Genomic DNA, 12,254 nt, shown 5'->3' with positions numbered 1-12,254 from the left:
GCCTGACCGGAGGCTTGGCCCGTCCGCGGTGATGCTGCCGCCCATCTGCGCGCGAAGTGCGGTAAAAGCTGGACCCGGATGCCAGATATCGACCCCGATCAGCCGGTTTCGGCACAGGCTTTGGTGCGCCGCGCGCCAGCGGTGACGGCCGCGTTGATCAGGGTCATGGCGGTTTGGCGATGTGGGGTGCTGATCATGCGGGATCAAAGCCCCCCCCCCAAGATCGTGTAGCCCTTTTTTCGCAGCACAAGCAGCGCGGCTGTTTCGGCCAAGGCTTTCTCCTTGCGCGGCAGCATCCGCTTCAGCACAGCAGATTTGCGTTCCGGTGAATATCCCACATCATCGCCCTATCCCGCCCACCCGAGAAATAGAGGAAAAGTAGTGCAGCGGACAACTTCCCTGACACAGGGGGGAAGATGGGAGCGGTTCATCTTCTGCCCGGGACGGCCCAATCCAACTTGGCAACCAAAGGCACCTACAATTCCGAAGCTGAGGCCACGATGACCTTCGCGGAATTCAATGGCTGGTTTGCACTGGAAATCTGCCGCTACAATAACAGCATTCATTCAAGCCTTGGCTGCACGCCAGTGGCCAAGTGGGATGCCCTTTCGGGGGAGATGGCCAGTGATATCCCGTTCGACATGGACGCGTTTCGGGTAGGCTTTTTGCCCAGCGAGCGCCGTCAAATCCGGCGCGACGGTGTGCATCTTTTCAAGATTCGCTACTGGTCAGAGGGTTTGGCTGGGCAAATTGGCCGAAAGGATGGCAAGGCTGTCCTGCGATACGATCCCCGGAATCTCTCCTCGATCTGGGTTGAGCTTGAAGCCGGACGCGGTGTTGGTAGATGCCATTCGCGGCGATGTGCAACTTACGCGACGGCTCGACGAACTCCCCTTGCCAAACTGGCGCGACGATTCCGAGTTTTCGAATGTGATTTAGACCCTTATCGCCGCGATGCCGATCGAGAAGACATCCAACCCAAATGTCAAATCACTCCGGCAAATTCTTGCTTTGACTGTCGAGATTACGTCGCGGGTTTTCTCGTTGGTAAAAGATCTGGCCATCGACGCGATCCGTTCTGGCGAGGAATGCCTTGCAACTGACGCTCTTTGAGCACCGCCGTGTTGGGGTAGGGTGCTGGCGATCTCTCGCCCAGATCATGATCTTCCCCAGGCAAGAAACCCTATGGAGTCGTGGCCGAGCCCTCAAAGCAATCAGAGAAGCCGGCAGGCCACCCAGGATCCGCCATAGCAGGAACACCGGATACTGGTGCCCTTTGATTGCAGCCGTGACCGGGGCGCGGCGTGAGGAGATTTCGGGCCTCACCCCGGACGACATCATAGATGTCAACATCCCCTGCATCTTGATCGTTGACACCGCGCAGCGTCTGATCTTGCCGATTCATTCGCGCCTGCGCTCATTCCACCCCAGTCTGCCCATGAACACCCTAGTGGTCGGACCGGGGAATTACCCTTTAATCGGCTTCCTGCGGATCGGAACGCCCTTTTCTCTGCTGGCACTTGGGGTTAGCGTAACGCTGGTGCCTTGGGCATTGCCCTTCTGAACAACGCCCCCTGCTTTATGAACCCGCCACAAACACACAACCCATCACGAGAGTGACATGCAAGACATCCCAACCAGAACACCAAGGTTTTCCATCCGACATGCGACCAGCGCGGATGCCGCCCTTGTGGTGCATTACATGCATAAACTGGGTGCCTACCAGAAAATGTCCGGTGCGATTACAGCGACAGAGCCGCAGATCAGGCGCTTGCTCGATGAGAATCTGGGTGAAGCCATTTTCGGGGTCTACGACGGCAACATCGTGGGGTTTGCCTATTTCTGTCAAAAATCATCGGCGTTTACGGGACGTTCAGGGCTTTATATCGACGGCTTCCTGGTCGATACCGAAGTGCGGCACAAAGGTCTGGGCAAAACGATGATGGGATACCTTTGCCAGCACGCCTTGGATCGTGGATGCCAGTTGATGGAATGGGGCTGTCTGGATTGGAACACGCCGACTATTCAATTCTACCGGGATCTCGGCGCCTATAGCGTTGATGAAATGACGATTTTTCGCTTTACGCCCGACCAAATCGCGGCGAACGCATCCCGCTTCAAATAGGAGGCGTCCGCCCGGATATCGGCGCAAAGCTGAAATCAGGCACCCAGAGATGGGCAGGTTTGCAGAGATCAGCGACCAATAGCTGCGGGAGGATCTGGATCGAAACCGCAAGCAGCGCCAGACGGCCAAGCAGGGTCCCGGGTCGAAGACCGGGGCCATCGGGTTCGCGCGGTGCCCGAACGGTTGGGCGTCAGCAGGCGTTGTTGCAGAACTCATGCCTGAGGCGTGACCCCCCTTTCCCCACTGACGTCATGCGAGGCGAACGATCTTGGCGGTGCCGAGGGCGTTGAAGCGGCTCATGAGGGCGATGCGGATCTGGATCCCAAGGTGTCCACCTGGAACCTGCCGCCGTATCGCCCATGATCTGAATGAATGACGCCGCCCACTTCACCGGCAAGGCGGCACGCCCCGTCAGGGGGCGGTCATCGCAACATCAGACGGCCCGGGTCAGCCCGCCGTCGACACGCAGGTTCTGCCCGGTCATGTAGGCGGCCCCTTCGGACGCCAGCCACGAGATCAGCGACGACACTTCGTTCGCGTGGCCGTAGCGCCCCATCGGGATACGCGCACGGCGATCCTCGGTTTCGGGCAGGCTGTCGATGAACCCCGGAAGGACATTGTTCATGCGGATATTCTTGGCCGCGTATTTATCCGCGTAAAGTTTTGTGAAGGCAGCCAGGCCCGCACGAAAAACGCCCGATGTCGGGAACAGCGGATCGGGCTCAAAAGCCGCAAAGGTCGAGATGTTGATGATCGCACCGCCACCCTGCGCCTGCATCAGTGGCGTGACCAGCCGGGTGGGCCGAATGACGTTCAGCAGATAGACTTCCATCCCTTCGTGCCAGTCGTCATCTGGGATTTCCAGCACAGGGCCTTTCGGGCCATGCCCGGCGGAGTTGACCAGCACATCGACTCGGCCCCAGCGATCTGTCGCACCCTGCACCAGTGCGGCAAGGTCGTCCGCCCTGCGGTTCGATCCGGTGACGCCAAAACCGCCCAGCTCCTTGCCAAGCGCCTCTCCCTTGCCGGATGATGACAGGATGCCGATGCGAAATCCGTCCGCCGCCAGCCTGCGGGCGGCATCGGCCCCCATGCCACTGCCACCTGCGGTAATCAGCGCTACTTTTTCTACTGACATGATATGCTCCTTTGTTATATTGGATTCTAAATTATCTTGAATTCGGTCAGATTGCGCGCCAGAAATAATGCTGTCTGCCAGTAGGATTACTATCATCATATGACTCAGCTTCCGCCCCTCAACGGCTTGCGCGCCTTCAATGTCACTGGCCGCCATCTGAACTTTCGCGCCGCTGCCGACGAAATCGGCGTAACGCAAGGGGCCGTCGCGCAGCAGGTGCGGCAGCTCGAAGCGCATCTGGGGGTTTCACTGTTCGAGCGGCTACCAAAGGGGCTGGCGTTCACGCCATCCGGGCGCGGTTATCACGCGCGTGTTGCCACCGCGTTCGAAGATCTGCGCGCTGCCACCGAAACCTTGCGGCCCGAGCCAGGCAAGGTTCTGGTAAGCGTTACCCCGACCTTCGCCGCAAAGTGGCTGATCCCGAACCTGCCGGATTTTTCGGCCGCATATCCCCAGATCGACTTGGGCATCCTCGCCACTGAAAAGATATCCAGTTTCCACGGTGACGGGATCGACCTGGCCATCCGCCAAGGGCAACCGCCGTTTGGTGCCGCACTGGATGCGATACGCCTTTTCCGTCAGGAAATCATCGCCGTGGCGGCTCCTTCGCTCATCGCCGGGCAGCGCGTGCCACTCGATCCCGAAGCCCTGTCACGTCTGCCCAAGCTGCACGATGCCCACAATCTCTGGCCTGAATTTCTCAAACAACTGAAAGTGGAAGATCGTGGGGGCCACGGGCTACGATTGAGTCAGACCGCCCTTGCCATGGACGCCGCACTTTCGGGTCAGGGTGCAGCCCTCGTCAGCCGCTTCTTTGCCGGCCGCGACATTGCCGCAAATCATCTGGTGCAGATCACCCCAGAGACGCTTTCGGGGAAGCGGGATTTCTACTTGTTGGCCCTGCGCGGATCGAAACGCAGCGCATCAATACAAGCTGTTGTTGAATGGTTTGCATCAAAAGCAGAATCCGAAGCATAGTCAGTGCTCATCAAAACCCTTCCAGACCGCGTGAAAATTCGAACAGGATTCCCAGTTTGATGCGGCCGTGGTATCCTTAATCATGGCACATATTTCAGGCGATGATCGGTCCCGGCTCCTGCTTTTGTCGGCACCTGTGGCCGACTATGTGGGACCGGACAACGTGGTCCGGTTTATCAATGCGTTCGTTGATGGGATCAATCTGCAAGCTGCTGGCTTTGAACGTGTTCAGCCGAAGGCGACCGGTCGGCCGGGATACGACCCGGCGGACCTTTTGAAGCTCTACATCGACGGATATCTGAACCGGGTGCGTTCCAGCCGCCGCCTTGAGGTTGAAACGCGGCGCAATATCGAAGTGATCTGGACCTGCTGGCCGAGACGGCCGCAGCCGCAGGTGAGAACCTCGGCGTCGACAAAATCCATGCCGATCCTCTGGTGATAGATGACAGGCTGGCCTTGCTTGACGCCTCCGGTACCCGCAGTGCCGGTGCGCCGACACGCACCGCCATTTACGGCAGCGCCCGATCTGCGTTGATCGCGGATGCTAGGACGGCGCACCGCTTGGATACGGGCACATTGACCAGCGATATTATGCATTTGGGGCCGGGTTACCCACTCGCGCGCCCGGGCATCCGAACACAAACGATCTTTGCCCGGCGCCGCGAGCGACCGATAGAAACGAAAGTTGACCAAATGCTTATTGCGCTTTTGCGGTGCTTTCTTTTCACGATCTGTTTTCTGACGGTTGCAATCGTTGCGGCGCGCCTTGTTTTTGACGCGCTGCGGCTCAGAGCGCAGAAGATCTGATGCCGGCTAGAGCGTCACGCTCCACCCCGCAGGCCGATCTCGCCCACATGCGCCTCGAAGAAATCCGAGAAGGCCGCGACGCGCAGCGGCAATTGCTCGTAGGGCGGATAATAGAGGGTCAGCCAGATTTCCGCCGTGGTCCAGTCGGGCAGCACCGGGGTCATGCGCCCGGCGGCAAGGTCGTCCTCGATGATGAAACGCGGCAGCAGGGCGATGCCTTCACCTTTCAGGACCAGCCCTGCCAACAGATCGCCGTTATTGGTGCTGACGTGCCCGTGGGCCTTGTGGCTGTGCCTTTGCCTGCCATTGGATAGCGGCCAGACCTCATCGCGCAGATCGTCGCGGTAGCCAAGACAGGCGTGTTCGGCCAGATCCTCGGGGCGCTCCGGCATGCCGCGCGCGCTAAGGTATTCCGGTGTGGCGACCAACAGGCGCGGCACCTTGCAGATCTTGCGCCAGATCGTGGATTTGTCATTCGGAGGGCCGGAAATGCGGATCGCGAGATCGAAATCCTCCTCGACGATGTCGACAAAGCCGTCGGACAGGCTAACGTCCAGATCCGTCTGAGGGTGCAGTGCTGCGAATTGCGACAGGACCGCAGGCAGGATCTTGACCCCGAGCGACAGCGGCGCGCTGATCCGCAGACGGCCCGAGATGATATCCTGCGCCTCGCGGGTTTCATTCGCCGCCTCGGCCAGCCCATCCGCGAGCGGTCCCGCACGCGCGGCATAGACCGCGCCCGCCGAGGTCAGCGAGACCTGCCGCGTCGTGCGCACCAGCAATTGCACGCCGAGCCGCGCCTCAAGCCCCGCGATCGTGCGCGTGACCGATGCCGGTGTCATCCCCAACTGCCGCGCGGCACCGGCAAAGCTTTGCTGCTGCGCCACGGCCAGGAAGACGCGAATGGATTCAAGTTCGCCCATGGGTTATTATTACGTTATACGCAATAGTGAATGCAACATTATAATAGTTCACGACAACGCAACGGATCCCTATATCCGGGATAGGCAAACACGAATGCCCGGACGGCACGGGAAAGCTGCCCTGAACCCAACCTGATCAACGGAGACCTGAAATGACCGTCAAGCTCGCCATAATCTACTATTCCACCTACGGCACCAATCACCAGATGGCCACCATCGCGGCCGAGGCGGCAAAGGCCGCCGGTGCCGAGGTGCGGCTGTTGAAAGCGCCGGAAACCGCGCCCGATAACGTTGTCGCCGGTCAGGATGCATGGCAGGCACAGGCCGAAAAGACCGCTGATGTTCCCGCCGCGACTGCCGTAGACATGGAATGGGCGAATGCCTATCTCATTTCCGCCCCGACCCGTTTTGGCATCATGGCCAGCCAGATGCGCGCCTTCATCGACACGCTGGGCGGTATCTGGAGCAAGGGCGGGCTGGCGAACAAGCCGGTCTCGGCCATGACCTCGGCGCAGAACGCCCATGGCGGGCAGGAAACGACCCTTCTTTCTTTCTATGCCACGGTCATGCACTGGGGCGGGATCGTCGTGGCACCGGGTTACACCGACGAGGCGATCTTCAAGACTGGCGGCAACCCCTACGGCTACAGCCACACTGCGGGTGAGGATTTCTCGGACGAGGCGAAAGCCGCCATCGGCCATCAGGCGCGGCGTCTGGTTGAAATTGCGGGCAAGCTGGCCTGACCTTCGGGGCATCCGGCCCAGTGCGAACGGGTGGCCGGATGCGCCCCGGCCACCCGTATCAAAACTGTTTTTTCTGAAAGGATGAATTCACCATGGGACTTCTCGTTGATGGAACCTGGCATGACCAGTGGTACGATACGGGCAGCACCGGGGGCCGGTTCGTGCGCGGTGACTCGCAGTTTCGCAACTGGGTCACGCCTGACGGTAGCGCCGGTCCGAGCGGTAAGGGCGGTTTCAAGGCCGAGGCAGGGCGCTATCATCTTTACGTCTCGCTTGCTTGTCCATGGGCCAACCGCACCCTGATCCTGCGCGCGCTGAAGGGGTTGGAGGATGTGATTAGCGTATCGGTCGTGAACCCCTACATGGGCGAAAATGGCTGGACCTTCGCGCCCGGCCCCGGCGTGATCCCCGACCCTGTGGGGGATGCGAAATACATGTATGAGGTCTATCTGCGCGCTGACCCCAACTATTCTGGCCGTGTCACGGTGCCGGTGCTGTGGGATCTGAAGCAGGGCACCATCGTCAACAACGAATCCGCCGAGATCATCCGCATGCTGAATTCGGCCTTCGACGGTATCGGGACAAAGGACGGCGACTATGCACCGGCGGACCTGTTGGACGAGATCGACGAGATCAACGCCTTTACCTATGACGCCATCAATAACGGCGTCTACAAGGCGGGCTTCGCCACCGAGCAGGACGTTTACGAAGGCGAGGTGCGCAATCTCTTTTCCGCGCTCGATACGCTGGAGGAACGGCTGGGCAAGCAGCGCTATCTGGTGGGCGATCGCATCACCGAGGCCGACTGGCGACTGTTCACGACGCTCATCCGTTTTGATCCCGTCTATCACGGCCATTTCAAGTGCAACCTGAGAATGCTGAAAGACTATGAAAACCTGTGGGGCTACACGCGCGAGCTTTATCAATGGCCCGGCATCAGGGACACGGTGAATTTCGACCATATCAAGCAGCATTACTATCGTAGCCACGCCACCATCAACCCCAACGGCATCGTGCCCCACGGTCCTGTTCTGGATCTGGCGGCGCCGCCGAACCGCGCCTGACGCGCGAAGCTGCCTCCAATGACGCAGAGATGAAGGAACATCGCCATGAGCTATTCTCCGTGCCCCGACCCGGTTCTGGGTGACGCCGCGGGCGTCAATGCCATCGAGACCCTGATCGTGCCGCGTGCGGTCGATCTGGGAGGGATGAAGGTGCGCCGCGCGCTGCCCTCGACCAAGCGGCAGATGGTCGGGCCGTTCATCTTCTTCGACCAGATGGGACCGGCGGAGTTCCTGACCGATCAGGGCATCGACGTGCGCCCGCATCCGCATATCAACCTTGCCACGCTGACCTATCTGTTCGAGGGCGAGATCCTGCACCGCGATTCACTGGGAACCGAGCAGACCATCCGCCCCGGTGCGTTGAACTGGATGAAGGCCGGCAAGGGAATCGTTCATTCCGAACGCACCTCGAAGGAAAAACGCCAGAACGGCCAGCGTCTGTTCGGCTTGCAAACATGGATGGCGCTGCCCGAGGCAGACGAGGAAAGCGCGCCCGATTTCATCCATTACGGATCGGATCAATTGCCGATGTTCGACAGCGACGGCATCAAGGCGCGGCTTATCGCCGGTGAGGCTTTCGGCAAGAAAAGCGGCCTCAAAACCGCCTCGGAAACCCTTTACGCCGATGTCGAATTGCAGGCCGGGCGCAGCATGCCGATAGATGCCACCTACGAGGAACGCGCGCTTTACACGATCTCCGGCGAGATCGAGATCGGAGGCGACCGCTTCGAGAAGGGCCAGCTTCTGGTGCTGCGCCCCGGTGATGCGATTACGGTCAAGGCCAACAGGGCCGCGCGGTTCATGCTGTTCGGCGGCGCGCCGATGGGCGGGCCGCGCTATATCTGGTGGAACTTCGTCTCGTCGCGCCCCGAACGGATCGAGGCGGCGAAACAGGAATGGGCCAAGGGTCGGTTCGATACCGTTCCGGGAGACGAGGCCGATTTCATCCCACTGCCCAAAGACATCGGCAAGCCACGCCGCGCCGAGGGCGGCGTTCATTACCCCTGAAAATCGCAACGGAAAGGATGCCGTCATGGCCCAGACGATCCCCGGCCTTCACCACGTCACCGCGATTTCCGGCCCGCCGCAGGCCAACGTCAATTTCTATGTCGCCACCCTGTTGCAACGGCTGGTCAAGAAAACCGTGAACTTCGACGATCCCGGCACCTATCACCTTTATTACGGCAACCAGATGGCCGAACCCGGCAGCATCCTGACATTCTTTCCCTTCAATGATGCCGGACCCGGACGCGCCGGGCCGGGCATGGCAAGTGCCGTGGCTTACGGCGTGCCCAAGGGCGGGCTGAACGCCTGGATGATGGCGCTGGCCGAAGCGGCTGTCTATTTTGACGGCCCGTTTGAGCGGTTCGACGAGCAGATGATCGCATTGACCGACCCTGACGGCTTGCGGGTCGAGTTGATCGAGACGGATCGCGGCATGTCGCAAGGTATCAGCACGGATGGCACGCCCGTCGATGGCGGCTTCCATTCCGTCACCCTCTGGCTCGACAATCCCGACCGCACCGCACGCCTGCTGACAGATGTGTTTGGCTACGCCAGCGCGGGCGAGGCGTCGCAGAATGGCGAGACGCGCTATCGGTTTCTGGCCGCCGGGCAGGGACGCGGGTCGGCCATTGATCTGATCACATCGGATGTGGCTTCTATCGGCAGGCAGGGGGCGGGGGCGATCCACCATGTCGCTTTTCGTGCGGAAAATGATGACGCGCAAAAGGGCTGGCAGGAAACACTGCGTAGTCAGGGCCTTGACGTGACCCCGCAGATCGACCGCCAGTATTTCAACGCGATCTATTTTCGCGAACCCGGTGGCGTGCTGTTCGAAATCGCCACCGATCCACCGGGCTTTGCAACCGATGAGCCGATGGAAACGCTGGGGCAGGAGTTGAAACTACCCGCGCAGCACGAGCGGCTGCGCGATCAGATCGAACGCATCCTGCCGCCTGTCACCATCCCCCGAGGTCGCCAAAATGCGCAATGATCCACATGGCCGGAGCCCGTGCCAGCGCGCCGCCCGTGCGCGATTGGCTGGCGCTAATCATGCTGCACGGACGCAGCGGGGCGCCCGAGGACATGGCAGGGTTGGCCGACCACTTGGGCCTGCCAGATATCGCCATCCGCGCCCCGCAGGCGGTGGACGGCACGCCGGTTCCTCTGGGATGCCACGAACAAGACCCGCATATCCCGCTGACCCGTGTCAGAACATCCGAAAAGGCGTTCCGCAATCTGGGTGCAAAAGTGACCAACCAGATTCACCCCGGCGCCGGTCACGGCATCGTCGCGGAAGAAATCAGCGCCTTGGGATCTATTCTCAACACGTCCGGTCAATGATACTGGCCGGGCAGATAAACACACAGGAGGTCAAATCATGCGCATCAGTCTGTTGGCTTTTGCCAGCCTTGTAATCGCCGGAACAGCAGCCGCAGACGTGGCGCTGTCCATCCCTCTTGACCTTGGTCACGACGGAAATGTCGAAGCACAAAGTTATTCCTGCGGCGAAGGTGAGCAGTTTGCCGTGCAATATGTGAATACGGATGCAAACACGCTCGCGATTGTGCCAGTTGGCGGACAAGATCGGATCTTCGTCAACGTGGTATCGGCGTCCGGGGCGCGATACGTGTCGGGGGCCCATGTCTGGTGGACCAAGGGGGACAAAGCGACACTTGAAAACACACTTGAAGAGGTAGGTATCAAGGAATGCCAGGCCCGGGACGCCGCAGCGTCCGAATGATGTGATGCGCAGAGAATGAGCCAGAATACCGCAGTCAACTGCATCTTGCGCCATGTCCTGATTGGGTCTGGACATGGCGTTGTTTCCCTTCATCAATATCGCTGCGACATTACTTTCGGGCATGATGGGGCATGCCGCAGGGGATCCTCTCAAAACGCGGATGATAATAGCCGGCATTCCCCAAGTGGCCTGTCGTTTGACCGCAAGATCGCAAATTTCGCCTACTGATCAAGCGTTTTGGGGTCTGAGCGGCGCATGGATAGGCTAGAGCGCTCGAATGCGGACAGATCGGGTTGCAAACTCGTATCATTCTGGCTCAGCGGCACCGTTCTTCAGGGCGGTGGACAGATCTGTCGTGTCGCTTGCGTTCAGTTTCAGCACAGGACCGCGATCATACACATGACGAAGGGGTTCGAAGGTGGTGGATCGCAGTGAGGATGGTCCTGACCATGGGGTGACCGCCACCTCCGCCAACCTGAAGGTGATGGCACGGGAGTGACGCACGACTCGGATCCCCATCATTGTTCGTTTCAATTGTAGGCTGGAGAGTGACCAGTCGGCCATGACCTCGGGTAGCTCGATACAGCGCAGGAACGTCGCCAGGTTGTAGAGCGGCGCGTGCAGTTGCAGCCGGACCTCATTTTCGCGGAACCGCTTGCATGACACCGCGCCCAGTGGAAGGTGTATTTGCCCTCCTTGATGTGCTGTTCGGCGTTGCAGCACTGGTTGTAGAAGCGCACCAGCCAGTCTGGTTCCATGGTCAAATTGGTGACGATGAAGCCAACGCGGGGGAACATCTCGCCCGCTCGGACATCGATTCCTCTCTCGAAATCTCTCCGGCCATAACGGCTTGGCCATGTACCGCCAGCATGGCGGTGAACCTAGGGCAGTCGAACTGCCTGATGACATCGAGGACACGAGAATTGTAGGCAGCCTGGCCAATGGCGCGACACAGATCGGAGGCATGAAACTGGCGGTTATTGCTTGGCGCGGCCTTGATCTGGTTCAGCAATTCTTGCTCTCGCGGGTCGACCGGTTTCTCGGCCGTTGGAGGCGGTATTTGGCGGGGCACTTCACCGGGCGACGTGCGCCATCGGCGCATGAAGCCGAGCAGGAAGCCAGCTGGGACCGTTTTGTTGCCTCGCGTTCGGTTGAAAGCCAAGAAGCGATCCCAAATCACTTGCGTATCGACGTTCCAACAAGGCAAGGCGGTCTTTGCCGCCTTGATCAGGTCCGCCCAACAGGTCTGGAACACGTTCGGAATTTCGTTAATGGTTATTTGTCCTGAAAATATAGTTTTGTTATATTCTTTACTAGATAGTGATATGTCGTCTCTGCTTGACGCGACATCGTGGAGTTCGTCTTCTTCATCGAAGGCCATGGAACGGAACAGCCAGGGGGCGTATTTACCATCCGGCTTGTGACGCTCCAGTGTATCCGTGCGGTTGAGGCGCGGTTTCAGACGATTTCGACCTGCCAATTCCACGGCATGAGCTCGTCGATGCGATTGATCTTGTGATCAGGTAGGCGTTGGAGAACCCATGTAAGCCATGCTTCAGGATCGACGTTGTTCAGCTTGCAGGTTTCCATGAGTGTGTAGGCGATCGCATCGCGCTGGCAAAACGGGGTTTCGGCTCTTTCTCCAAAAAACGCTTAATAAACGGATATTGCTCACTAAAAGACGTTTTCTTAGGGTGTAATCTGGCCCAACCATATTACAAGCGATCTTT

17 protein-coding genes and 2 pseudogenes are annotated in these 12,254 nt (G+C 59.5%); 12 read left to right on the top strand and 7 right to left on the bottom strand.

Annotated features, from left to right (window positions below):
* Positions 1-203: 203 nt before the first annotated feature.
* A complete protein-coding gene (locus tag ACM62R_RS06390) occupies positions 204-338 on the bottom strand; it encodes a hypothetical protein (protein WP_415183217.1) in 135 nt (44 codons plus the stop codon).
* 78 nt (positions 339-416) lie between these two features.
* Here ACM62R_RS06390 and ACM62R_RS06385 point away from each other — a divergent pair, with 78 nt between their 5' ends.
* The 3 genes from ACM62R_RS06385 to ACM62R_RS06375 all read left to right on the top strand — a co-directional run bounded on the left by ACM62R_RS06385 (position 417) and on the right by ACM62R_RS06375 (position 2,125).
* On the top strand, positions 417-1,103 hold the full coding sequence (locus tag ACM62R_RS06385) for a Mu transposase C-terminal domain-containing protein (RefSeq protein ID WP_415183216.1): 687 nt from the start codon (positions 417-419) through the stop codon (positions 1,101-1,103).
* A 185-nt stretch (positions 1,104-1,288) separates the two neighbouring features.
* On the top strand, positions 1,289-1,564 hold the full coding sequence (locus tag ACM62R_RS06380) for a hypothetical protein (protein ID WP_415183215.1): 276 nt from the start codon (positions 1,289-1,291) through the stop codon (positions 1,562-1,564).
* Between the two features lie 57 nt (positions 1,565-1,621).
* Positions 1,622-2,125, top strand: a complete 504-nt coding sequence (locus ACM62R_RS06375; protein WP_415183214.1) for a GNAT family N-acetyltransferase — start codon at positions 1,622-1,624, stop codon at positions 2,123-2,125.
* Between the two features lie 190 nt (positions 2,126-2,315).
* On the opposite strand, the gene ACM62R_RS06370 is transcribed toward ACM62R_RS06375, so the two are convergent.
* Together ACM62R_RS06370 and ACM62R_RS06365 are read right to left on the bottom strand one after the other, a co-directional pair.
* The gene (locus ACM62R_RS06370) at positions 2,316-2,516 is read right to left on the bottom strand and encodes a hypothetical protein (RefSeq protein ID WP_415183220.1); all 201 of its coding nucleotides are present in this window, start codon (positions 2,514-2,516) and stop codon (positions 2,316-2,318) included.
* Positions 2,517-2,558: 42 nt separating this feature from the next.
* Positions 2,559-3,263 (bottom strand): SDR family oxidoreductase, encoded by a 705-nt coding sequence (locus ACM62R_RS06365; RefSeq protein WP_415183213.1) that lies wholly within the window; start codon positions 3,261-3,263, stop codon positions 2,559-2,561.
* A gap of 99 nt (positions 3,264-3,362) precedes the next feature.
* Here ACM62R_RS06365 and ACM62R_RS06360 point away from each other — a divergent pair, with 99 nt between their 5' ends.
* The 3 genes from ACM62R_RS06360 (at position 3,363) to ACM62R_RS06350 (ending at position 5,048) form a co-directional block, all read left to right on the top strand.
* A complete protein-coding gene (locus ACM62R_RS06360; protein WP_415183212.1) occupies positions 3,363-4,241 on the top strand; it encodes a LysR substrate-binding domain-containing protein in 879 nt (292 codons plus the stop codon).
* 136 nt (positions 4,242-4,377) lie between these two features.
* On the top strand, positions 4,378-4,680 hold the full coding sequence (locus tag ACM62R_RS06355; protein ID WP_415183211.1) for a transposase: 303 nt from the start codon (positions 4,378-4,380) through the stop codon (positions 4,678-4,680).
* A 122-nt stretch (positions 4,681-4,802) separates the two neighbouring features.
* Positions 4,803-5,048, top strand: a complete 246-nt coding sequence (locus tag ACM62R_RS06350) for a hypothetical protein (protein WP_415183210.1) — start codon at positions 4,803-4,805, stop codon at positions 5,046-5,048.
* A gap of 14 nt (positions 5,049-5,062) precedes the next feature.
* Here the strand turns inward: ACM62R_RS06350 and ACM62R_RS06345 are convergent, their stop codons facing one another.
* Positions 5,063-5,971 (bottom strand): LysR family transcriptional regulator, encoded by a 909-nt coding sequence (locus tag ACM62R_RS06345; RefSeq protein WP_415183209.1) that lies wholly within the window; start codon positions 5,969-5,971, stop codon positions 5,063-5,065.
* Between the two features lie 152 nt (positions 5,972-6,123).
* Here ACM62R_RS06345 and wrbA point away from each other — a divergent pair, with 152 nt between their 5' ends.
* The 6 genes from wrbA (at position 6,124) to ACM62R_RS06315 (ending at position 10,524) form a co-directional block, all read left to right on the top strand.
* Positions 6,124-6,714, top strand: coding sequence for an NAD(P)H:quinone oxidoreductase (wrbA, locus tag ACM62R_RS06340; RefSeq protein WP_415183208.1), 591 nt, complete (start codon positions 6,124-6,126; stop codon positions 6,712-6,714).
* Positions 6,715-6,806: 92 nt separating this feature from the next.
* Positions 6,807-7,778 carry a glutathione S-transferase family protein gene (locus tag ACM62R_RS06335; protein ID WP_415183207.1) on the top strand — a complete coding sequence of 324 codons (972 nt, stop codon included), beginning with the start codon at positions 6,807-6,809 and terminating at the stop codon, positions 7,776-7,778.
* A gap of 45 nt (positions 7,779-7,823) precedes the next feature.
* Positions 7,824-8,786 carry a pirin family protein gene (locus ACM62R_RS06330; RefSeq protein WP_415183206.1) on the top strand — a complete coding sequence of 321 codons (963 nt, stop codon included), beginning with the start codon at positions 7,824-7,826 and terminating at the stop codon, positions 8,784-8,786.
* Between the two features lie 25 nt (positions 8,787-8,811).
* Positions 8,812-9,774 (top strand): ring-cleaving dioxygenase, encoded by a 963-nt coding sequence (locus tag ACM62R_RS06325; RefSeq protein ID WP_415183205.1) that lies wholly within the window; start codon positions 8,812-8,814, stop codon positions 9,772-9,774.
* Between the two features lie 5 nt (positions 9,775-9,779).
* Complete coding sequence (locus ACM62R_RS06320; protein WP_415183204.1) at positions 9,780-10,124, top strand: hypothetical protein; 345 nt, start codon at positions 9,780-9,782, stop codon at positions 10,122-10,124.
* 37 nt (positions 10,125-10,161) lie between these two features.
* Positions 10,162-10,524 carry an MliC family protein gene (locus tag ACM62R_RS06315; RefSeq protein WP_415183203.1) on the top strand — a complete coding sequence of 121 codons (363 nt, stop codon included), beginning with the start codon at positions 10,162-10,164 and terminating at the stop codon, positions 10,522-10,524.
* A gap of 391 nt (positions 10,525-10,915) precedes the next feature.
* Here ACM62R_RS06315 and ACM62R_RS06310 read toward each other — a convergent pair.
* The 3 genes and pseudogenes from ACM62R_RS06310 to ACM62R_RS06300 form a co-directional block, all read right to left on the bottom strand.
* A pseudogene (locus ACM62R_RS06310) lies at positions 10,916-11,327 on the bottom strand (transposase); the annotation flags it as partial.
* Positions 11,285-12,010, bottom strand: a complete 726-nt coding sequence (locus ACM62R_RS06305) for a hypothetical protein (RefSeq protein ID WP_415183202.1) — start codon at positions 12,008-12,010, stop codon at positions 11,285-11,287. The gene ACM62R_RS06305 and the pseudogene ACM62R_RS06310, both read right to left, overlap by 43 nt.
* Positions 11,983-12,141, bottom strand: a pseudogene (locus ACM62R_RS06300) (transposase domain-containing protein); the annotation flags it as partial. The pseudogene ACM62R_RS06300 and the gene ACM62R_RS06305, both read right to left, overlap by 28 nt.
* Between the last annotated feature and the right edge of the window lie 113 nt (positions 12,142-12,254).

Source organism: Phaeovulum sp. (assembly GCF_047638075.1).
Classification (GTDB): Bacteria; Pseudomonadota; Alphaproteobacteria; order Rhodobacterales; family Rhodobacteraceae; genus UBA6197.
Note: the sequence above shows the minus strand (reverse complement) of the source record. Positions and strands in the feature narration are given on the sequence as shown.